Below are 20,864 nucleotides of genomic sequence, written 5' to 3'. Positions count from 1 at the left end.
CCCAGTCAGAAAAACCGGCGGCGCATGACGCCGCCGGCAAGCGTTATCAGCCGAAGACCTTGAAGCGGTCGCTGTCGTCCATAAACGCCTTTTCGCCGAAGGCGGCGGAGTTGGCGCCGAACGGCATCTGTGCGCGCAGCTTCCACGAGGCGGGGATGTTCCACGCGGCTGCGATCTCGGCGTCGGCCAGCGGGTTGTAGTGCTGCAGGCTGGCGCCGATGTCGGATGCGGCCAAAGCCGACCAGACGGCGAACTGCGTCATGCCGCTCGACTGCTCCGACCAGATCGGGAAGTTGTCGGCGTAAAGCGCGAACTTTTCCTGCAGGCCCTTCACGACGTCCTGGTCTTCGAAGAAGAGAACGGTGCCGGCACCGGCGGCAAAGCTGTTGATGCGCTTTTCAGTCGATTCAAACGCATCGGCAGGAACGATCTTGCGCAGCGCGTCCATCACGAAGCCCCAGAGCTTGTCGTTCTCCGCACCGTAGAGAACCAGAACACGCGAGCTCTGCGAGTTGAAGGAAGACGGCGTGTGCTTCACGGCTTCCTGAATAAGCTTGGTGGTTTCTTCCTGGGAGATCGGCAGGGTCTTGCCGAGAGCATACTGGCTGCGGCGCTTCTTGATGGATTCAATCAAAGTATTCGTCATGTGGGGCGCTATCCTTTTTCATATATGCGGCCACCCTGCTGCTGGGAGGAGCAGCGACATGCGGCCGGCAAGAAGGGATAGTGCATGCGAACGGATATGCATATTGCGTTGCATCAAGCGCGCGAGATTTTTTTTGCGTCATCGCGATCTTGTGACCGTTTCGCCCGTGCCCTCCGAAGGCTATGACTTCAGCGGCAACTCGTCGCGCGCCAGCCGCGCGAGCTCTTTCTCTTCCTGCACGCCGAATTCAAACCAGTCGATCAACGCCTTGGCGGTCGCCTGACCCCGGTCACTGCTCACGTCGCAGTTCTGCTCAAGGCACCATTGCCTGAGGATGCGATCCAGCATCTCCATTGCTTCCGATGTCAGCGCCTCTTTTGGCCAGTCTGTCTTCGTCATCGCATCCGCCCCCGTTTCGCACCACCGTAACGCGTATCCGCCGGGGCGCTATGACCGGCGAAGCACAGTCGCGCAAAATCGTCGTCGACCATTCGGTATCGACGATGAGTTCAAATATTGGAACACCACAACCGCACATGCGTTAACCGATATCGGAGGTATTGCGTTATGGACCCGAAACGATGGAGCCGGCCGATCTACTTCCAGGCGAGCAGATACGGCGAATTTCGAACAGTGACGAATACAAGCGAGGCCGCCACGGCGTTGAATACGGCGTGGCCAATCGCGCGCGGGCGCAGTCTGAAGACCGCCAAGCGCACCTGCCAGCAGGTTCTAAGCGGCAAGAGACCGCCTTCGGAGGCACGAAATGCCTTCATCGCGGCAGCTGTCGAGGCCAATGTTTACGTCAAGGAACGATAGCCGGAGCAGAAATCAGAAAAATCTTATTTAGGTAGAGTGCAAAGATAGAAGTTTAATGATGCATTCAATCCGATTTGAACACGAGCGTGCCACTATGGGTTTCGTAATCTCGAGTGGGACAATCATGCTGACGCTGCAGAATGCCATTCTTGAAATGATCGCCAAGGGCGAGCCGCTCGGCGCCGTCGTCCATGATCTTTGCACGCGCGTGGAGGCCGCCATCCCCTGGACCGTCTGTTCGGTGCTGACGGTCAAGGATGGCCGCATGCATCCGCTCGCGGGCCCGTCACTGCCGCTCACTTATTCGCAGGCCGTGGACAATCTGGCCATCGGCCCTCTCGCCGGCTCCTGCGGGACGGCGGCCTATCATGGCGTGCCGGTGACTGTTACCGACATCGAAAACGATGCGCGCTGGCAGGACTTCAAGGCCATGGTTCTCCCCCTAGGATTCAAGGCCTGCTGGTCGACGCCAATCATGAGCGGCGATCGTGTTCTGGCGACCTTCGCCTTTTACTTCCGTGAAAAGCGCGGGCCCAGCCAGCTTAAGCGCGACGTGGTGGATGCATGCGTGCATCTCTGCGCGATCGCCCTTGAGAGAAACGAGCGCGCGCTTGAGCGCGAAGCGCTGACCTATACGGATGCGCTTACGGGGCTGCCCAATCGCGCGCGGTTCAACGAGGTGCTCAAACAGCAGCATCGATCCGCCGAGCGAAGCTGGGGCATGCTGCTTGTCGACGTCGACAACTTGAAGCTGGTGAACGACACGTTCGGTCATGGCGCGGGTGACGCACTCATCCAGGTCGTCGCGCGCCGCATGGCCGCCACCATGCCGACCGAAACGACGTTCCGACTGGGTGGTGATGAGTTCGCGGTCATTTTGCATGACGGCCCGGAGCCGGATCTCGCCGCGAAGGCGGAAGACATTCTCCGCGAGATCAAGAGGCCGGCGCAGTGTGATGGCCACGTGATCTTTCCGGCGGCCAGTATTGGTGGCGCGATTGCCGAGATCGACGACACGCCCGAGCAGGTCCGGCACAATGCCGATGTCGCGCTCTATCACGGCAAGGAGCGTAATCGTGGTCAGTACACAGCCTATCATGCGGGGTTGGGGACCGCGTTGACGCGCCGCTTCCGCGCCATCCGCGACGTCAGTGTGGCGCTGGCGCAGAACCGTATCGACGCCCACTATCAGCCGATCCTTCGCCTCGACACGCGCGAGGTCGTCGGCTTCGAGGCCCTATGTCGCATGACCACACAGGCCGGAGACGTGGTATCCGCGGCGAACTTCCATGATGCGACGCTGGATGCCCAGGTAGCGTCCGAGTTGACCGAGCGCATGCTGTCGCGCGTTGCGGCTGATGTCCGCCGCTGGCTGGATATGGGCCTGCCATTCCAGCATGTCGGTATCAATCTGTCGGCTGCGGATTTTCACGCCGGTCATCTTCAGGAGCGACTGTGCAGCGCATTCGCGGCATCAGGCATACCGCTGAAGCACGTCATCATCGAGGTCACGGAATCCGTCTATCTCGGCCAGGGCGATCATGTCGTGGCAAACGAGATCAAGGCCATGCGGTCCCGGGGCCTTCGCGTCGCCCTTGATGATTTCGGGACCGGCTTTGCGTCGCTGACGCATCTGCTCACCGTTCCCGTCGATATCATCAAGATCGACAAGTCATTCGTCGATCGACTGGTGCCGGGTGACGCGGGCGCGGTCATCATCGAGGGTCTGATGGGGATCGCCGAGAAGCTCGGCATCCGTGTCGTTGCCGAGGGAATAGAAACGGAGATGCAGGCCGAGCATCTGCGCGCGCTTGGATGTCTGCTGGGGCAGGGCTATCTGTTTCACAAGGCGGTCGACCGCCATTCGGCCGCATGGCTGTTGCGCGAGTTCGGTCAGCATCCGACGTCCGACGAGCAGGCGATGTCACGTCTGGCATAAGCCAGGCGACGTCTAGGCGGCGCGCCTGAGATCCTGCCCATGGAAGTCCGCGAGCGTCGTCACGACGTCGTCGATCTCTTTCTCGGTGCGTGCCGCATCCCAGCCGAGCGCTTCGGCGGCGACCCTTGCCATGTCGAGCAAACCTGCCAGCGTCAACGCGCCTTCGATCGCGATCGTCGTCCGGCGAAGGACGATGTCGGAGAGGTGGACGACGAACTCTTTTCTCGCGATCCAGTCGATCTCGAGCAGGCTGTAGTGCTCGGCATCCGAGAGGCGTTCGCTGTCGCGATGGGCGGACGTCGCTTCGTGATCGAGGATCGCGGATGCCGTGGTGCCGTATCGCGACAGAAGCGTTTCGGCGCGCTTCATATCGATACCGCTCTTCTGCACGGCGGCCGCTAGCCAGGCTCGACGCTGAGCGGCATCGCCAGGAAATTGGCGTCCGCCGCCAATTGCCAGCTGCTGTGTCGACTGGCGGCGTGTGCGCTGGAGGCGTTTGAGTACGAGGTCGGCGACCTCCTCTGAGAAGCCACGGAACGTCGTCCATTTCCCGCCGACCAGCGAGACAACAGGGAAGGGACGCTCCGCCGTCGCTTCCATCACCGGTGCTGAGTGATCGCGGCTGATGAGACCTGGGGAGGAGGCGTCGGAGGCCGGCAGCGGGCGGATGCCGCTATAGGTGTAGACCACCTGATCGCGGCTGAAGCGCAGCGAAGGGAGAAGGGAGCGCACGCTCTCGAGGAAATACTCGATCTCCGGCTCCTCGCAGCGCACGTTCTCCGGATCGCTCGCCGGTATGTCGGTCGATCCGACCATGGCGAGGCCCAGGTAGTCGTAGACGAGGCAGATGCGGCCGTCGTCCGCCTCGAAGTAGATCATGTGCCCGTTGAGGCTTTTCACCAGTTCCGGATGATCGAGCAGGATATGTGACCCCTTGGTGCCGCCGATCAGCTTCGAGGGCGCGTTGAGCGAGGCGTTGGCATGATCGATCCATGGTCCGGCGGCGTTGATGACCAGCTTCGGGCGAACGGAGAACGTTTCGCCATTGGCGCGCTTGAAGGTCAGCACGCCGTTTTCCGATGAGATCAGCGTCGTGAAGTTGGTCGCCAGCGCGTTCTCGTTGGCCTGCAGCCCGTCCGCCACCAGTTCGTAGACCAGCCGCTCCGGGCGGCTGATCTTGGCGTCGTAATAGATGCCACCCGCGACGATGGCGGGCGTGACATGCGGCATCTCTTTCAGCGCCTTCTTCTTGAACAGAAAGCGATGGTTCGGCATCACCCGGTTGCGAGAGCCGAAGAAGTCATACATCCGCAGGCCGATCTTGACGAGAACAGCGCCACGGCTGCGCGGTGCGGTGGTCGAGCCGGTCAGCGTCCTCAATGCCGCCCAGATACCGCGCGTCCAGGAGAATACGGGAATGAACGTCGGAAGCGGCTCGACGCAATGCGGCGCGTTGCGCAGCAGCAGATTGCGCTCCAGCGTCGATTGCGCGACCAGCCCGAACTCGCCGGTCTCAAGATATTTCAATCCGCCATGGATCAACCGCGACGGGGCCGAGCTCGTGCCCGAGCCGAAATCCGCCTTGTCCACGATCAGGCAATCGACACCTTGCACGCAAAGATCGCGGAACGTACCCGCGCCGTTGATGCCCGCGCCAAGAATGACGACGTCAATGTCCTTGATCGCGCCGAGGTCTTGGAAACGAAGCGTGTTGGCGGCGGAAATGTCGGTCATCTGAAATCGTCCTGCTGAATGTCATTTGCAAATCGCGCCCGGCGGGCGCGGTTCATATTTCAAGCCGATGGCTTGCCTGCGGTGAGTTTGCCGATCTTCGGCCAGATGGGCGCCATGGCATCGGCGATCTCGCGGAAGAGGTCGTAGCGCTCCTGATACGCGGCACTTCGCGCCGCATCAGGGTAGCAGCGGTGCGCGATGGCCGCCGTGTCGCGTGGATCGTTCCGAGGGCTTGCATAGAGACCGGCGCCCGCGCCGGCGCAAAGGGCGGCACCCCAAGCGGCCGCTTCGTCGGTTTCGGTCACCGTCGCCGGCATGCCGAGGATGTCGGCGAACATCTGCACGACGCGCTTGTTGCGTGAGATGCCGCCGGCAAGGCGCGCCTCGCTGAAGGTGAAGCCATCCCGCAAGGCGTCGACATGGATGCGGTGGTTGAAGGCGATGCCCTCAAGCACGGCGCGCAGCATGTCGCCGCGATTGTGCCAGCCGCCGAGGCCGAAAAAGCCGGCGCTGGCGGCCGCGCCATAGGGCGAGCCGAAGAGATAGGGATGGAAGAGTGCTGTCAGCGGACGCTCGAAGGCGGCTTCGATTTCCGGGGCGAGCAGTGCGTGAACCGAACCACCGGATGCCTCGACGCTCTGGCGCTCGCTGGCGCAGAGCGTATCGAGGAACCAGTCGTAATTGGCGGTCGATGCCGGCGAGATCGACATGTTGTTCCACTGGCCGGGCTCGATGGCATTGCGGCAGAACCAGCGGCGGTCCATGCGCGGATGCGGCGACAGCGTCTCGTTGATGGAATAGGTGCCGGCGATGACGGCAACGACATCGTCGGCATAGCCGCCGGAGCCGAGCGCGGAGGCTGTCACGTCATGCAGGCCGGCGACGACGGGCGTTCCAACGGCAAGGCCGGTGCGCTCGGCCGCATGCGCGGTCACGTAGCCGATGATTTCATCGGAGCGGGAAATCGGCGGCAATGCGGAGGCCATCTCCTCGATGCCGAACAATCTCAGGGCATCGAGATCGTAATCCTGCGTCCGGACATTGGTGAAGGAGGTGCTCGCCTCGGTGCGATCGGTGCCGATGACGCCGCTCAGGCAGAACCGCAGCCAGTCCTTGCACGACAGGATATGGCCGATCTCCTTGTAGCGCGCCGGCTCGTGTTTCTTGATCCAGGCAAGCAGCGCCGAGGGCGCCGAGACATGGGGAACCTGGCCGGTCAGTTCCAGCGCCTCGTCGGCGAGCGGGCTGGCAAGCCAGGCCTCGACGATATCGACCGAACGGCTGTCGAGCGACAGGAGCGCCCGGCCGAGAGGAGCGTTGGCCTTGTCGGTCAGGTAGATGCCGTCGCCATGCGCGGTGGCCGCGATCGCGGCGATGTCGCTGGCCGGTCGTCCGCTGAGTTCGATCGCCTCGCGGATGGCATCGGCCGTCTGTGTCCAGAGTTCGTTCATGTCGCGCTCGACATGGCGCGCATGCGGCATGAACTGGGTTACGCGGCGGCGGGCAACCGCGATCGGCGTCCCGTCGACGTCGAAGATCACGGCCTTGGTGACGGTGAGGCCGCTATCTATTCCAAGCAGACTTGGCATTCAGGCTTTACTCCGGCTGATGTGGTCGCAGACGCGCCTTGTCCTCTCGCGCGATGATCACGTTGATATCGCGTGATCGCATGCGGTCGATATGGACGGCGGGCGTCTTGTCGTCGACGATGATGACGTCGAATTCGCTGAGGGCTGCGAAGCGATGCAGGGCGCGCCGCTCGAATTTGGTGTGGTCGGCCAGGAGGACGCGCTTCGCGGCGCAGTCGAACATGGCGCGCTTCGTGTCGACCATCTCGGGCGACTGGTGAAAGACCAGATCGTCGGTGATCGCCGACATGGAGATGAAGGCGACGTCGGCGCGCAGACGGTGGATTTCGTTGACGGTGGTGCGGCCGACGAAGGCGTTGCACCAGTTATAATATTGCCCACCGAGCGCCAGCAATGTCAGGTCCTGCATGCCCTTCAATGCGTTGATCAGCGTCAGCGAGTTGGTGATCGCCGTGATCGGAACCTTCGCGGGCAGGTGGTCTGCCATCGGCAGTACGGTGGTGGAATCGTCGAAGAAGATCGCTTGTCCCGGCTCGACGAACTGCATGGCCGCAGCGGCGATCATGTTCTTCTCGGCCGATTGGCGGCCGGAGCGGTAGACGTCGCTGGATTCGATCAGGCTGGAGGCGGCTGCCGTCACCACGCCGCGCGTCTTGCGAAACAGACCGCGGCTGACGAGGTCGTCGACATCGCGATGCGCGGTCATCAGGCTGATGCCAAAGCGATCGGTCAGATCCTCGATCCGCATCTGTCCTTCCGCCATCACCGCCTCGGCGATCATCTGCCGGCGCACGAGCTGACGTGTCTGTCTGCTGTCGCTTGGAAGTTCGTCGATGGGGAGCGCGCCTGCGCCTATCTTCTGTGTCACGATGGCCTCTGCGCTCGAACGACTGGTGTGCGCGTTGTATCGCGAAGATACGCAACTGTGGAGGAAAAAGGGGGCGCCTCAGCGAGGCGTCCCCTTCCGTGTCTTACTGCTCGAGAACGAAGGGAGCCGTGTACTTGTCGACGTTGTCCTTGGTGATCAGCAGGCAATCGAAGAGCTGCTTTTCGCTCTTGGCGCCGGTGCTGCCGTTCTTGATGACATTGTCGGCCTGCTTGACGGCTTCTTCCGAGAACACGGCGACCGGCTGCAGGACGGTGTACTGCAGGTCGCCGGCCTTGATGGCGGCTACTGCGTCAGGCGAACCGTCGAAACCGCCAACCTTCACGTTTGCGAGCTTGCCGGCTTCCTTCAGCGCTGCGATCGCGCCGAGAGCCATTTCGTCGTTGCCGGAGATGACGCCGATGATGTCAGGGTTTGCCTGGAGCATCGACTGCATCTTGTTGTGGCCCTGGGTACGATCCCAGTTGGCGACTTCCTTGGCCGACTTCACCAGGTCAGGATACTGGGTCAGGACCGACTCGTAACCATTCGAACGCGTTGCGGCGTTGTTGTCGGAGGGAGATCCGAAGAGTTCGGCATACTTGCCCTTGTCGCCGACAGCTTCAACCCACTGCTGCGCACCGATGGCGGCACCCTGTGCGTTGTTGGAAACGAGCTGTGCCTTGGCCAGGCCTTCCTGGTTGATTTCAGCGTTGACGAGGATGACCGGGATGCCAGCGGCAACGGCCTTCTTGACAGCGCCAACCGAACCATCGGCGTTTGCCGGGTCGAGGATGATGGCAACCGACTTGTTGGTGATCGCGGTGTCGATCAGGTTGCTTTCGGTGTTGGTGTCACCCTTGTGCGCGCCGACGGTTGCGGTGTAGCCGAGCTTTTCAGCGGTTGCCTTGGCAACGTTGCCTTCGGTCAGCCAGTAGGGGTTGGACGGGTCGTTGACGATAACCGTCATCAGGCCCTCAGCCCATGCGGAGCTTACGAAGATCGGCGCTACGGCAACAGCTGCCAGAAGAACGCGCATGCCCTTTTTAAACATAATCTCTCTCCCATTGATGAGTTCGTGTTGTGCCGGCTTCCCGGCGGTGCTTTCCGCATTGTTGCGGAGAAGTTCGGTGGCGTGCGTCAGGAGGATTTGACCCGACGCCCGTATTGGATGCTGTTCATGAGAACGGCGAGAACGATGACCGCGCCGGTGAAGACAGTCTGCCAGTAGGCCGAGACGCCGATGATCACGAGGCCATCCGACAGGAAGCCGATGACGAAGGCGCCGAGCATGGTGCCGCGTACGGTCCCCCGTCCGCCGGTGAGCGCAGCACCGCCGATGACCACGGCAGCAATCGCCGTCAGTTCATAGGTGGTGCCGGCGGTCGGACCGGCGGACGTCAGCTGGGAGGAAAGGACCAGGCCGGCAATGGCCGCACAGACGCCGGAGAACACGTAGACAAGGATCTTGACGCGCTTGACGGGAACGCCCGAGAGCTCGGCGGCGCGTTCATTGCCACCGGAAGCGTAGAGCCAGCGACCGAAAGCAGTCTTGCTGAGCACGATGCCGCAGATGATGGCGAGAGCCGCCAGTACAAGCACGCCGATCGGGATGCCGCCAAGACGGTTGAAACCGAGCCAGTCGAAGCCGGTATTGCCGAGTTCGGGGCGGCCGCCGAGATTGTTGTAGGTGAGGCCGTTCGTCATCAGAAGCGCGATGCCGCGGGCGACGTAGAGAACGCCGAGCGAGGCGACGAAGGCGGGAACCTTGAGATAGGCGATCAGCACGCCGTTGACGGCTCCAACAAGCGCACCCATCGCGCAGGTCAGGACCACGACCGCCCAGACCGGCGTGTAGAGGATGACGCCGAATGTAGGGAGCTGCACGCCCTGCATCAGGAAGCCGGCGATACAACCGGCAAGACCCAGCGTCGAGCCGACCGAAAGGTCGATGCCGCCGTTCAGGATGACGAGCAGCATGCCGATTGCCAAGATCCCGAAGATCGCCACGTGCGAGGCCATGATCAGGAAGTTGTTGAGGCTGAAATAGTAAGGCGACAGGAAGGAGAAGACCGCGATGATGACGATCAGCGCGAAGAACGCGCGACCTTCCAGCAGCAGGCGAATGATATTGAAATCCCGCCGTGGCCCGTTCGAAACTGTCTTTTTGTCGTTTGCTTCAGTGACTGACATAATCAGTGCTCCATAATTCCGGGCTAGTGCGCGACCACTGCTTCGCCAGAGGCGGCCATGATCTTTTCCTTGGTGACGTCAGAGCTGAACTCGGCGGAAATCTTGCCGCGATGCATGACGATGATGCGATGTGCGATGCTGAGGCATTCGGCGACCTCCGAGGTGGAGTAGATCACCGCCAGCCCCTGCTTGGCGCGTTCCGCCAGAAGCTTGAACACTTCGGCCTTGGCGCCGATGTCGATGCCGCGGCTCGGCTCGTCGAGCAGGATGACCTTCGGATGCGTCGCCAACATCTTACCGATGACGACCTTCTGCTGGTTGCCGCCGGAGAGCGAGCCGATGGCAGCCGCGCCGCCGTCGGTCTTGATGTGAACCTTGCGGATCGAATCCGTGACCAGTTCGCGCTCGCGGCGCCCCGAGGTGAAGAGCCCCTTGGTGAAGGCGCCGATGCTGGCAAGCGACAGGTTGGTGCCGACGGTCATCGTCTGCACCAGGCCATCGCGCTGGCGGTCTTCGGGCACGAGGCCGAGGCCGCTTGCGATACGGTTGGCGATGCTGAGGCCGGCCACGTCCTGGCCTTCGAGAAGAATGTGGCCGCCGCTGGCGTGCAGCCGTCCGGCCACGCATTCGAGAAGCTCGGTGCGACCGGCGCCCATGAGGCCGTAGATGCAGACGATTTCGCCGGCGCGCACATCGAGCGACAGGCGGTCGACCGCGTTATAGGCAGCACCGGAAGGGCCGGGAACGGTGAGTTCCTTGATCGACAGCGCGACCTTGCCCATTTCGTAGCCGGTTGGCGGGCTGCCGAGGTCGAAATTCTCGCCCACCATGTTGCGGACGATCCATTCGAGGTCGATATCCTTGCGCTCGGCATAGGCGGTCATGGTGCCGTCGCGCAGCACGACGGCATGGTTGGTGATCTGTAGCGCCTCTTCGAGGTGGTGCGAGATATAGACGATCGAGACGCCGCGGCTGGTGAGATCGCGGATGACCTTGAAGAGCACTTCGACTTCGGTGGCGCTCAGCGCAGACGTCGGCTCGTCCATGATCAGGATACGCGAGTTGACCGACAGCGCGCGGGCGATTTCCACGATCTGCTGCTGGCCGAGGCGGAGATCCTCGACGGGGGTCAGCGGATCGATATCCTCTTCCAGCTCTTCAAGCAGGGCGCGGGTCTGGCGTTCTTCCTCGGCGAAATCGACGGTTCCCGCCGTGATGATCTCGCGGCCCATGAAGATGTTGTCGCGGACGCTCAAGTTGGGCGCCAGGCTGAGTTCCTGGTGGATGATCGAGATGCCGCATTCGCGGGCATGCGTCGAGGACACGAAGTTGACCGTCTGTCCGTCGAGGATGATCTCGCCGGATGTCGGGCGCACGACGCCCGACAGGATCTTCATCAGCGTTGACTTTCCGGCACCATTTTCGCCGAACAGCGTGGTGACCTGGCCGCGATGGATGTCGAAGTTCACGCCCTTTAGGGCCTGCACGCTGCCATAGGTCTTGGCAACGTTGCGGGCGCTGAGCACGACCTCACCGATCTCACCTTTGATCTGGCGTTGGCTTGCCTGGCTCATTTGACTTCAACCTTGACGGGGGTGACGAGCCAGTTCTTCGGATTGATGAGCTTGAAGACGCCGGTGACGGTGACCGTCTTGCCGGTGAGCTGCGTGGGGTCGACGCTCCCGAGCACTGCCTTCTTCATCTCGTTGTTGATCGCCGAACCGGCATCCTGGTACTCAATCTGATTGGTGAACTGGCCGAACTCGATCGTACCCGTGGCGTCGCGAAGATCGGTGCCGTTGATTGCCGGGCCGGTCTGCATGCGAATGACGACTTCAGGCGGCAGGCCATCGACCTTCACTTCGTTGATGTTGCCCTTCCGCTCGCCGACGACGCCGGAGAAGGACACGGGCAGAACCGGACCGGTGGTCGTTGCGACGCCGTATTTCTCGCCCGCCGCCTTCTTGTCGGCGAGGGCGGCCGGCGCAAGCTCGGCAGCTGGGACCGCACGCTTCTCGACATCAGCCGCGATCTTCGGGAACTGCTCCACGCCGTAGGTTTCCGAGGAAAACGCCTGCTGGCGCACATCGTTTTCGGAGCCGATATGGACAACCTTCGTGTCCAGCGCGATCGCACCGACGACAACCACGACGGCCGCAATGCCGGCCGCGATTTTCAGTTTGCCGCTCTTCGGCTGGGAAGCCGCGTAGTCCGTTTCTATGCTCATTTTCTGACAACCTTCGGCGCGAGGCCGGATTTCCTGTTGAGGGAAAGAAAAGGGGATGAGGGATTATCGACGTCGCGACCGGTCGGTCGGGCGACAATCCAGCATGTTAGTTAGGGAGTTTGCGAGGAGGCCGCCAAGCGGCGATCGCGCGTCGGGGCGGAAGTGCTGGCGGAACGCCAAGCCATGTCTGGAAACAGAAATTCGCACCGTCGTGATCCTCCTCAATAACCCGGCGTTTGTTCTCCTCCAACCGCCGGGCGCTTCACGCAGATACCATATCAGCCTGTGGGCTATGGTATCGCCGTGTTATCAATGGCAGTAAAGATGTTATAAAGATTGCACCTTGTCAATCGGCCATTCGGTGGCGTTTTCCGTTTTAGGCGATGTTGATGACTGTAGATAACGATCGGGCTGACGCGCGGAGAGGGCGCTAACAGGGCAACGTTTTGTAATCCCTTGCGTTACCGCCGCATGCACGACCAATCACGCGTCGAGATCACAAGTTATTGATATAGTTGTATTTTCCTGAGATCCACGCTGGCATGCGCTTTGGCGCTAGAGAGCATCCTCGCCGTACTTGCGCAATGGCGCTCAGTCGAGCGCTTCGCCGATCGTGTCTATTTGATGGTTCGCATTATAGCTGAAAAAAATTGCGACAACAGAAAAAAAATTCATTTGCGGTGATAAGTTTGTGTTATATTCTGCATGAAACGAAAATCCGGTGCATGCCGGTTTCCGGTTGCTGCCCAAGGCGAGGTCTTTCAGTCTGATCTCGCGAGGAGCAGTCGCAATGCGACGTACTTGCCTGAGTGGTGGCGCTTGGCGCGGTCCATCGGCGGTCGTCTGGGAGGAGTGACCATGAATGGGATGAGGATGCCGTATCCAGCGGCATGGATGATCGTGGCCGACGAGGCTTTCGATGTCTGAACGTGGACAGATCATTATCGGTATCGATGCCGGGACCTCGGTGATCAAGGCGGTTGCCTTCGAGCTCTCCGGGCGCCAGATCGCGTCCGCTTCGGCGCGCAATCAATATGCGACGGGCGATGACGGTTCGGCGACGCAGTCTTTGTCGCAAACCTGGGCCGACTGCGTGACCGCGCTGCGCGGCTTGAGCGAAAAGGTGCCGGGACTTGCCGAGCGCACCGCGGCCATTTCGGTTACGGGGCAGGGCGACGGCACATGGCTCGTCGGCGCCGAGAACCGGCCGGTTGGCGATGCATGGCTCTGGCTCGATGCGCGTGCGGCTCCGACCGTGACGCGCCTCAGCGCCGGTGAAGGCAATCGCGCGCGCTTCGAAGCGACAGGGACCGGCCTCAATACCTGCCAGCAGGGCGCGCAGATCGCCCATATGGACCGCAATCAGCCCGATCTTCTCGATCGCGCCGAAGTCGCGCTTCATTGCAAGGACTGGCTCTATCTCAATCTCACCGGCGTCCGCGCCACCGATCCCTCGGAAGCAAGTTTCACCTTCGGCAATTTTCGCACGCGGCAGTATGACGACGCGGCGATCGATGCGCTCGGGCTGTCGCGCCGCCGGTCGCTGTTGCCAGAGATCATCGATGGTACCGAGGTCACTCATCCGCTGTCGGCTGATGCTGCTCGGGCCTGTGAGCTTCTTGCCGGTACGCCGGTCAGTCTCGGCTATGTCGACATGGTCATGACCGCACTCGGTGCCGGCGTGCGCAGCGCGGGCCAGAATGCAGCCTGCTCGACCGTCGGCTCCACCGGCGTTCATATGCGCGCCAAGGCGGTGGCCGACGTGCAGCTCAATGCCGAGGGCACGGGTTATGTGATTGCCTTACCGATGCCAGGGATCGTCACCCAGGTGCAGACCAATATGAGCGCCACGATCAACATCGACTGGTTGCTGCAAATGGCCGGCTCGCTGATGGCGGAGGGAGGCAAGACGGTATCGCATGCCGATCTGATCGCCCGCATCGACAGCTGGTTCGCCGAGAGCCGACCGGGTTCGGTGCTCTATCACCCCTATATCTCGGATGCCGGCGAGCGCGGTCCATTCGTCAATGCCGCGGCTCGAGCTGGGTTCACCGGTCTTTCCATGCGCCACGGCTTCGCCGATCTGTTGCGCGCCGTCGTCGAGGGTCTCGGCATGGCGACGCGCGATTGCTACGCGGCGATGGGCGATATGCCTGAAGAGCTCAGGATCACCGGCGGCGCGGCGCGTTCGCGCGCGCTTCGCGGTTGCCTGTCGGCGGCGGTCAATGCGCCGGTCAGGGTATCGCGGCGCGAAGAGGCGGGTGCCGCCGGCGTTGCGATGATGGCGGCGGTGGCGATCGGCGCTTACCGCAACATGGATGATTGCATTGCCGAATGGGTGACGCCGCTGCTTGGCGAGGCTGAGGCGCCCGACAGCGAGCAGGCCGAGCGCTTCGAACGCCTGTTCAAGGCCTACGTGATGGTGCGCGAGGCGGTAGCGCCCGCCTGGGATCAGCTGGTCGCCACGCAATAAACGGAAATCCCGCGCTGGGCCGCGACGTATGCGCGGCCGCGCTGAATGAATGTGTTGATGCAAAAGCATCCGAAGGAGCATGTTGATGACTGAGTCCGGAATGGTGGATCTGTTCGTGATCGGTGGCGGGATCAATGGTGCCGGCATCGCGCGCGATGCGGCGGGCCGTGGCCTGAAGGTCGTTCTGTGTGAGAAGGACGATCTGGCGCAGGGGACGTCTTCGCGCTCTGGCAAGCTGGTCCATGGCGGCCTGCGCTATCTCGAATATTACGAATTCCGGCTGGTACGCGAGGCGCTGATCGAGCGCGAGGTGCTGCTGAACGCCGCCCCCCACATTATCTGGCCGATGCGCTTCGTGCTGCCGCACTCGCCGCAGGATCGCCCGGCCTGGCTCGTCCGTCTCGGCCTCTTCCTTTACGATCACCTCGGCGGCCGCAAGAAGCTTCCGGGCACCCGCACGCTCGATCTGCGCCGTGACCCCGAGGGCACGCCGATCCTCGATCAATACACCCGCGGCTTCGAATATTCCGACTGCTGGGTCGACGATGCGCGCCTCGTGGTGCTCAACGCGGTCGATGCCGCCGAGCGTGGCGCCGAGGTTCTGACCCGCACGGCAGCCGTCTCCGCTAGGCGCGAGAACGGCGGTTGGAGCATCACCACCAAGAACAGCGTCACCGGTGAAACCCGCAATTTCCGCGCCCGCTGTATCGCCAACGCGGCAGGCCCGTGGGTGTCCGACGTCATCGGTCGCGTGGCCGGCGCCAACAGCAGCCGCAATGTCCGGCTGGTAAAGGGCAGCCACATCATCGTGCCGAAGTTCTGGGCAGGAGCGAACGCCTATCTCGTGCAGAACCACGACAAGCGCGTGATCTTCATCAACCCCTATGAGGGCGACAAGGCCCTGATCGGCACGACCGACATTTCCTACGAAGGCCGAGCCGAGGATGTCGCGGCCGACGAGAAGGAAATCGAATACCTCCTCACCGCCGTCAATCGCTACTTCAAGGAAAAGCTCCGCCGCCAGGATGTGCTGCACAGCTTCTCCGGCGTGCGCCCCTTGTTCGACGATGGCAAGGGCAATCCGTCGGCCGTGACGCGCGACTACGTCTTCGATCTCGAAGAGACCGGCAACGCGCCGCTTCTCAACGTCTTCGGCGGCAAGATCACCACCTTCCGCGAGCTCGCCGAGCGCGGCATGCAGCGGCTGAAGCATATCTTCCCGCAAATGTCGGATAACTGGACGGAACACGCGGCACTTCCGGGCGGCGATATGCCGAAGGCCGATTACGAGACCTTCTTCAATAGCCTGAAGGAAACCTATCCCTGGATGTCGCGCACGCTCGCCGGTCACTACGGCCGTCTTTACGGCACTCGCACCCGCAAGATCGTCGGCGATGCAAAAGGTGTCGAAGGCCTTGGCCGTCACTTCGGTGGCCATCTCTATGAGGCGGAGGTTCGCTATCTCGTTTCGTCCGAGTGGGCGCTGACCCCTGAAGACGTGCTGAAGCGCCGCACCAAGCACTATCTGCACCTGACCGAGGCCGAGCAGGCCGCCTTTGCCGACTGGTTCGCCGGCGCGAATCTCGTTGCGGCCGCCTGAGGATACCGATCATGGCATTGACCCTTTCGCTAAACACCAATCCGCTCGTCAATCGTTTCGCCGAGCCGGATGATCTGATCGAAACCGTGGCGCGGGATCTGCGCATTCGCGACCTGCAGTTGACCCACGAGTTCATCAATCCCAGCTGGCAAGCGCCCGTCATCCGCAGGCTGACCCGCAACATGTCGGCGGCACTCCAGCGCACCGGCGTCAGGGTGACCTCGGGCATGACTGGGCCTTACGGCCGCCTCAACCATTTCGGCCATCCCGATGCCGACGTCCGTCGCTATTATGTCGACTGGTTCAAGACCTTCGCCGATATCACCGCCGATCTCGGCGGAACCTCGGTCGGAACGCAGTTTGCGATCTTCACCTACAAGGATTTCGACGATCCCAAGCGGCGCGAGGACCTGATCAAGATCGCCATCGATTGCTGGGCCGAGGTTGCCGAGCACGCGAAGTCGGCGGGCCTCTCCTACGTCTTCTGGGAGCCGATGAGCATCGGCCGCGAGTTCGGAGAGACGATCGCCGAGTGCATGAAGCTGCAGGACCGCCTGACCGCCGCCAACATGGCCGTGCCGATGTGGATGATGGCCGATATCGACCATGGCGACGTGACCTCAAGCAACCCCGATGACTTCGAGCCCTATGCCTGGGCGCGCGCCGTGCCCAAGGTCTCGCCGATCATCCACATCAAGCAGAGCCTGATGGACAAGGGCGGGCATCGGCCGTTTACCGCCGAGTTCAACGCCAAGGGCCGCATTCAGCCACCGGAGCTGCTCAAGGCATTTGCCGAGGGTGGCGCCAAGGATAACGAGATCTGCCTCGAGCTGTCCTTCAAGGAGCGCGAGCCTAATGACCGCCAGGTGATCTCGCAGATTGCCGAAAGCGTCGCCTTCTGGGCCCCGCACATCGACACCGGCGTCGCCGACCTGCATATCTGACCGAAAGGCGAATCGAAAAAAAGAGGCGGGATATGCGCGTGGCCAAATCGGGAGAAGACTGTCGATGAACGATCCGGAAGAATCGCTTGCGGTGCGAGCCGCCTGGCTGCATTACGCCGGCGGCCTGACGCAGTCCGAGGTGGCCAAGCGTCTTGGACTGCCTTCAGTGAAGACGCACCGCCTGATCGCGCGCGCGGTGGCCGAAGGTGTCGTCAAGATCAGCATCGAAGGCGACATCATCGAGTGTGTGGCGCTGGAGAACAGCCTCTCCGAGCGCTTCGGCCTGCAATATTGCGAGGTGACGCCCTATGTCGGCGAAGACGAGTCGATCTTTCGCACGCTCGGACTTGCCGGTTCGAACTTCCTGAAGCGCGAGATCGAGCGCGGCGACAATACCGTGATCGGGTTGGGTCACGGCCGCACGTTGTCGACGGCGGTGCATCTCCTGCCGCGCGTCTCCGCCCGCGACCTGCGCTTCGTCTCGCTTCTCGGTGGCTTGACCCGAAATTACGCGGCCAACCCCTATGACGTCATGCACCGCATCGCCGAAAAGACCGGCATGCCTGCTTATGTCATGCCCGTCCCGTTCTTCGCCAATACGGCGGAGGACCGCGAGGTGCTTCTGGCGCAACGCGGCGTGAAGGAAGTGATGGACCTCGCCAATACTGCCACGCTGAAGCTGGTCGGGCTCGGCACAGTCGATACGCAAGCGCAGCTTGTGCAATCGGGCATGATCGAGGCCCGCGAGATCAAGGAAGTGGCGGCTGCCGGCGGTGTTGGCGAAATCCTCGGCTACTTCTTCGATTCCAACGGTCGCATTCTCGACACCGCGCTGACCGAGCGAACGCTCTCGGCCAGCCTGCCGCAGCCGAGGACGGAGCGGCTGGTGGCGCTTGCGGGTGGCGGCGGCAAGGTCGAGGCGATACGCGCCGTTCTGCGCAGCGGCAGCCTCCACGGCCTCATTACCGACGAACGCACGGCCGAAGCGCTTCTGCGCTAGCCGGACGATTAGACAGACCACGACAGGAAATAGGATTGCACATGGCCAACTCACCGCGTTTCTGGATCGGCACCAGCTGGAAGATGAACAAGACGCTTGCCGAGGCGCAGAGCTTCGCGAGCGGGCTCAAGGCTGCGGATGGCGCACGCGATCCGCGCATCCAACGCTTTGTCATTCCGCCCTTCACGGCGGTGCGCGAGGTCAAGGCGATGCTGGCGGAGACGTCCGTCAAGGTCGGCGCGCAGAACATGCACTGGGCCGATGATGGCGCTTGGACCGGCGAGGTTTCGCCGGTGATGCTCAAGGACTGCAATCTCGACATCGTCGAGCTCGGCCACTCCGAGCGGCGGGAGTTCTTCGGCGAGACCGACGAGACCGTCGGGCTCAAGACCGAAGCGGCCGTACGCCATGGTCTGGTTCCGCTGATCTGCATCGGCGAGACGCTGGCCGACCGCGAAAGCGGCCGCGCGGCTGAGGTGCTGGCGACCGAGGTTCGCGGCGCGCTTTCCAAGCTGACCGGCGCGCAGAAAGAGGCCGAGATCCTGCTCGCCTACGAGCCGGTCTGGGCGATCGGCGTCAATGGCATTCCGGCGACGGCCGAATATGCCGATGCACGCCAGGCCGAAATCATCGCCGTTGCCGAGGACGTGCTGGGTCGCCGAATCCCTTGCCTCTACGGCGGCTCGGTCAACCCCGGCAATTGCGAAGAACTCATCTCAAGCCCATATATAGACGGGCTTTTCATCGGCCGTTCGGCCTGGAACGTCGAAGGTTATCTCGACATCCTCGCGAAATGCGCCGCCAAACTTGACGCCAAACTAGAAGGAGAAAAAGCATGAAACTGGCAATCGCAGGAGACAGCGCGGGCGAAGGCCTCGCCAAGGTTCTCGCCGACCATCTGAAGGACCGCTATGAGGTGTCTGAAGTCTCGCGCACGAGCGCGGGCGCCGATGCGTTCTACGCCGGCCTGTCCGACCGCGTTGCGTCGGGCGTGATCGACGGCACCTATGACAAGGCGATCCTCGTATGCGGCACCGGCATCGGCGTTTGCATCTCCGCCAACAAGGTCCCCGGCATCCGCGCCGCGCTGACCCACGACACCTATTCCGCCGAGCGCGCCGCGCTGTCGAACAACGCCCAGATCATCACCATGGGCGCGCGCGTTATCGGACCTGAATTGGCCAAGGCCATTGCCGATGCGTTCCTGGCGCAGACCTTCGACGAAAACGGCCGCTCCGCCGGCAACGTCAAGGCGATGAACGAACTCGACGCGAAGTACAATCAGCGTTGATTGAATAAGAGATACGGTCCGCGCCTTGCGGGCCGTATCCTCCATGAGCGCGTCGACGAGTTCCGCGTTCATCCCGCAGCGACCCTTCTGCCGTCTGCCAAGCTTTCCCGCACGAATATCCAAACGCCACCGAAAACGACAATCGCCAAGCGCGTCGTTTTCATAAGCTCCTGACATCAAAGGGCGGCGAAGCCGGCTCTGATGATTTGAGACGGAGCGCCTTGTGGCAAACGAATTTTCATTCCCGCTTTCTCGCCGCCAAGCAATGCTTGCTGGAGCAACGATTTCATTCGCGATGGCCACCCCAGCCTTCGCCGCCAAGCAAAAGACACCACACACTGCAAAAGGAGCAACTCCCATGACCGGAAACTTTGTGAAGACGAAAGATGGCGTTGAAATCTTCTTCAAGGATTGGGGTCCGAAGGACGCCCAGCCCATCGTTTTCCACCATGGCTGGCCGCTCTCGTCCGACGATTGGGACGCGCAGATGCTGTTCTTCGTCAGCAAGGGCTATCGCGTCATCGCCCACGACCGTCGTGGCCACGGCCGTTCCGCGCAGGTTAGCGACGGTCATGACATGGACCACTATGCAGCCGATGCCTCCGCGGTTGCCGAACACCTTGATCTGCGCAACGCGGTCCATATCGGTCACTCCACCGGCGGCGGTGAAGTTGCTCGCTATGTCGCCAAGTATGGCCAGCCGCAGGGACGTGTCGCCAAGGCAGTGCTGGTCAGCGCCGTTCCCCCGCTGATGCTGAAGACACCGGGCAACCCGGATGGCACGCCAATGGAAGTCTTCGACGGTTTCCGCACGGCACTTGCCGCCAACCGCGCCCAGTTCTACATCGACGTCGCCTCCGGTCCCTTCTATGGATTCAACCGGCCCGGCGCGAAGGTATCCCAGGGCGTGATCGACAACTGGTGGCGGCAGGGCATGATGGGCTCGGCCAAGGCGCACTATGATGGCATCAAGGCGTTCTCGGAGACGGACCAGACGGAAGATCTGAAGGCGATCACCGTGCCGACGCTGGTGTTGCAAGGCGATGACGACCAGGTCGTGCCCTACAAGGATGCCTCATTGTTGCAGGCGAAGCTTTTGAAGAACAGCACGCTGAAGGTCTATCCCGGCTTCTCGCACGGCATGCTGACGGTAGATGCGGATGTCATCAACCCTGATCTGCTGGCCTTCATCAAGGCCTAACCGGGTATTGATCAGTCACCCTGGCGCATAAGGCCGGCTCATGTCTTCGGCTGCGCACGCCAGGGTGCGCATTTGCCTTTCCGGCAGGGCCGATTGCGATTCTCGGATGCCTCTTATGCAAATTTATCTCTGCTCATTATCCAGGCAATGAGATAAATAATTGGGCATTCAAAAAGGAGAAATGCAATGAAAATCGCCAACAGGATTGTCGAGTATTTTCAGCTCGGCAAAGCATACCGTGAACTTTCCCGCCTTGACGACGCTGCCCTCAAGGACATCGGCGTTAACCGCTCTGATCTGAAGCGTCGCGTATACGGTCGCTGATCAACCTCACTACCTGATT

Annotated in this window: 19 protein-coding genes; 10 read left to right on the top strand and 9 right to left on the bottom strand. The window is 61.9% G+C overall.

The features are described from left to right. Positions 1–46: 46 nt before the first annotated feature. Entirely contained in the window at positions 47–646 is a 600-nt protein-coding gene (locus ACODTZ_RS04290) for a nitroreductase family protein (protein WP_489023995.1), read from the bottom strand. A gap of 180 nt (positions 647–826) precedes the next feature. Continuing rightward, entirely contained in the window at positions 827–1,045 is a 219-nt protein-coding gene (locus ACODTZ_RS04285; RefSeq protein ID WP_489023993.1) for a hypothetical protein, read from the bottom strand. Positions 1,046–1,213: 168 nt separating this feature from the next. On the opposite strand from ACODTZ_RS04285, the gene ACODTZ_RS04280 reads away from it, so the two are divergent. Both ACODTZ_RS04280 and ACODTZ_RS04275 read left to right on the top strand, forming a co-directional pair. Further along, positions 1,214–1,465, top strand: a complete 252-nt coding sequence (locus tag ACODTZ_RS04280; protein ID WP_047503574.1) for a DUF982 domain-containing protein — start codon at positions 1,214–1,216, stop codon at positions 1,463–1,465. Positions 1,466–1,586: 121 nt separating this feature from the next. Beyond that, positions 1,587–3,404: a bifunctional diguanylate cyclase/phosphodiesterase gene (locus ACODTZ_RS04275; protein ID WP_489024793.1), complete on the top strand. Its 1,818-nt coding sequence runs from the start codon at positions 1,587–1,589 to the stop codon at positions 3,402–3,404. Between the two features lie 12 nt (positions 3,405–3,416). Here ACODTZ_RS04275 and ACODTZ_RS04270 read toward each other — a convergent pair whose 3' ends face one another. From ACODTZ_RS04270 to ACODTZ_RS04240, 7 genes are all read right to left on the bottom strand, one after another. Further along, positions 3,417–5,138 (bottom strand): glycerol-3-phosphate dehydrogenase/oxidase, encoded by a 1,722-nt coding sequence (locus ACODTZ_RS04270; protein WP_489023991.1) that lies wholly within the window; start codon positions 5,136–5,138, stop codon positions 3,417–3,419. Between the two features lie 59 nt (positions 5,139–5,197). Then, complete coding sequence (locus ACODTZ_RS04265) at positions 5,198–6,727, bottom strand: FGGY-family carbohydrate kinase (RefSeq protein WP_489023989.1); 1,530 nt, start codon at positions 6,725–6,727, stop codon at positions 5,198–5,200. A 7-nt stretch (positions 6,728–6,734) separates the two neighbouring features. Then, positions 6,735–7,595, bottom strand: a complete 861-nt coding sequence (locus tag ACODTZ_RS04260; RefSeq protein ID WP_018896947.1) for a DeoR/GlpR family DNA-binding transcription regulator — start codon at positions 7,593–7,595, stop codon at positions 6,735–6,737. Between the two features lie 103 nt (positions 7,596–7,698). Next, the gene (locus ACODTZ_RS04255; RefSeq protein WP_018896948.1) at positions 7,699–8,646 is read right to left on the bottom strand and encodes a D-ribose ABC transporter substrate-binding protein; all 948 of its coding nucleotides are present in this window, start codon (positions 8,644–8,646) and stop codon (positions 7,699–7,701) included. An 86-nt stretch (positions 8,647–8,732) separates the two neighbouring features. Beyond that, positions 8,733–9,785, bottom strand: a complete 1,053-nt coding sequence (locus ACODTZ_RS04250; RefSeq protein WP_047503584.1) for an ABC transporter permease — start codon at positions 9,783–9,785, stop codon at positions 8,733–8,735. 23 nt (positions 9,786–9,808) lie between these two features. Continuing rightward, positions 9,809–11,359: a sugar ABC transporter ATP-binding protein gene (locus tag ACODTZ_RS04245; RefSeq protein WP_047503587.1), complete on the bottom strand. Its 1,551-nt coding sequence runs from the start codon at positions 11,357–11,359 to the stop codon at positions 9,809–9,811. Beyond that, a complete protein-coding gene (locus tag ACODTZ_RS04240; RefSeq protein WP_112981835.1) occupies positions 11,356–12,012 on the bottom strand; it encodes a DUF2291 family protein in 657 nt (218 codons plus the stop codon). The genes ACODTZ_RS04245 and ACODTZ_RS04240 overlap by 4 nt, the downstream gene beginning before the upstream one ends. A 919-nt stretch (positions 12,013–12,931) precedes the next feature. Here ACODTZ_RS04240 and ACODTZ_RS04235 point away from each other — a divergent pair. The 8 genes from ACODTZ_RS04235 to ACODTZ_RS04200 all read left to right on the top strand — a co-directional run bounded on the left by ACODTZ_RS04235 (position 12,932) and on the right by ACODTZ_RS04200 (position 20,845). Beyond that, the gene (locus ACODTZ_RS04235) at positions 12,932–14,485 is read left to right on the top strand and encodes an FGGY-family carbohydrate kinase (protein WP_112981836.1); all 1,554 of its coding nucleotides are present in this window, start codon (positions 12,932–12,934) and stop codon (positions 14,483–14,485) included. An 85-nt stretch (positions 14,486–14,570) separates the two neighbouring features. Beyond that, a complete protein-coding gene (locus tag ACODTZ_RS04230) occupies positions 14,571–16,085 on the top strand; it encodes a glycerol-3-phosphate dehydrogenase (protein WP_112981837.1) in 1,515 nt (504 codons plus the stop codon). A gap of 11 nt (positions 16,086–16,096) precedes the next feature. After that, positions 16,097–17,029, top strand: a complete 933-nt coding sequence (locus ACODTZ_RS04225; RefSeq protein ID WP_112981838.1) for a TIM barrel protein — start codon at positions 16,097–16,099, stop codon at positions 17,027–17,029. A gap of 64 nt (positions 17,030–17,093) precedes the next feature. Further along, positions 17,094–18,029, top strand: coding sequence for a sugar-binding transcriptional regulator (locus ACODTZ_RS04220; protein ID WP_489023985.1), 936 nt, complete (start codon positions 17,094–17,096; stop codon positions 18,027–18,029). A 41-nt stretch (positions 18,030–18,070) separates the two neighbouring features. Beyond that, positions 18,071–18,868: a triose-phosphate isomerase gene (locus ACODTZ_RS04215; protein WP_489023984.1), complete on the top strand. Its 798-nt coding sequence runs from the start codon at positions 18,071–18,073 to the stop codon at positions 18,866–18,868. Further along, the gene (derI, locus tag ACODTZ_RS04210) at positions 18,865–19,320 is read left to right on the top strand and encodes a D-erythrulose-4-phosphate isomerase (RefSeq protein WP_489023982.1); all 456 of its coding nucleotides are present in this window, start codon (positions 18,865–18,867) and stop codon (positions 19,318–19,320) included. Before ACODTZ_RS04215 ends, derI begins: the two co-directional genes overlap by 4 nt. A gap of 358 nt (positions 19,321–19,678) precedes the next feature. After that, the gene (locus ACODTZ_RS04205; protein WP_489023980.1) at positions 19,679–20,521 is read left to right on the top strand and encodes an alpha/beta fold hydrolase; all 843 of its coding nucleotides are present in this window, start codon (positions 19,679–19,681) and stop codon (positions 20,519–20,521) included. A gap of 186 nt (positions 20,522–20,707) precedes the next feature. After that, positions 20,708–20,845, top strand: coding sequence for a DUF1127 domain-containing protein (locus ACODTZ_RS04200; protein WP_111565103.1), 138 nt, complete (start codon positions 20,708–20,710; stop codon positions 20,843–20,845). The last annotated feature ends 19 nt before the right edge of the window (positions 20,846–20,864 follow it).

Source organism: Rhizobium sp. FG113, assembly GCF_057809895.1.
Note: the sequence above shows the minus strand (reverse complement) of the source record. Positions and strands in the feature narration are given on the sequence as shown.

Excerpts from the sequence above, each read along its gene's own strand:
- ACODTZ_RS04290 (WP_489023995.1), bottom strand. The coding sequence starts at position 646 with ATGACGAATACTTTGATTGAATCCATCAAGAAGCGCCGCAGCCAGTAT.
- ACODTZ_RS04285 (WP_489023993.1), bottom strand. The coding sequence starts at position 1,045 with ATGACGAAGACAGACTGGCCAAAAGAGGCGCTGACATCGGAAGCAATG.
- ACODTZ_RS04280 (WP_047503574.1), top strand. The coding sequence starts at position 1,214 with ATGGACCCGAAACGATGGAGCCGGCCGATCTACTTCCAGGCGAGCAGA.
- ACODTZ_RS04270 (WP_489023991.1), bottom strand. The coding sequence starts at position 5,138 with ATGACCGACATTTCCGCCGCCAACACGCTTCGTTTCCAAGACCTCGGC.
- ACODTZ_RS04265 (WP_489023989.1), bottom strand. The coding sequence starts at position 6,727 with ATGCCAAGTCTGCTTGGAATAGATAGCGGCCTCACCGTCACCAAGGCC.
- ACODTZ_RS04255 (WP_018896948.1), bottom strand. The coding sequence starts at position 8,646 with ATGTTTAAAAAGGGCATGCGCGTTCTTCTGGCAGCTGTTGCCGTAGCG.
- ACODTZ_RS04250 (WP_047503584.1), bottom strand. The coding sequence starts at position 9,785 with ATGTCAGTCACTGAAGCAAACGACAAAAAGACAGTTTCGAACGGGCCA.
- ACODTZ_RS04245 (WP_047503587.1), bottom strand. The coding sequence starts at position 11,359 with ATGAGCCAGGCAAGCCAACGCCAGATCAAAGGTGAGATCGGTGAGGTC.
- ACODTZ_RS04240 (WP_112981835.1), bottom strand. The coding sequence starts at position 12,012 with ATGAGCATAGAAACGGACTACGCGGCTTCCCAGCCGAAGAGCGGCAAA.
- ACODTZ_RS04235 (WP_112981836.1), top strand. The coding sequence starts at position 12,932 with ATGTCTGAACGTGGACAGATCATTATCGGTATCGATGCCGGGACCTCG.
- ACODTZ_RS04230 (WP_112981837.1), top strand. The coding sequence starts at position 14,571 with ATGACTGAGTCCGGAATGGTGGATCTGTTCGTGATCGGTGGCGGGATC.
- ACODTZ_RS04225 (WP_112981838.1), top strand. The coding sequence starts at position 16,097 with ATGGCATTGACCCTTTCGCTAAACACCAATCCGCTCGTCAATCGTTTC.
- ACODTZ_RS04220 (WP_489023985.1), top strand. The coding sequence starts at position 17,094 with ATGAACGATCCGGAAGAATCGCTTGCGGTGCGAGCCGCCTGGCTGCAT.
- ACODTZ_RS04215 (WP_489023984.1), top strand. The coding sequence starts at position 18,071 with ATGGCCAACTCACCGCGTTTCTGGATCGGCACCAGCTGGAAGATGAAC.
- derI (WP_489023982.1), top strand. The coding sequence starts at position 18,865 with ATGAAACTGGCAATCGCAGGAGACAGCGCGGGCGAAGGCCTCGCCAAG.
- ACODTZ_RS04205 (WP_489023980.1), top strand. The coding sequence starts at position 19,679 with ATGACCGGAAACTTTGTGAAGACGAAAGATGGCGTTGAAATCTTCTTC.
- ACODTZ_RS04200 (WP_111565103.1), top strand. The coding sequence starts at position 20,708 with ATGAAAATCGCCAACAGGATTGTCGAGTATTTTCAGCTCGGCAAAGCA.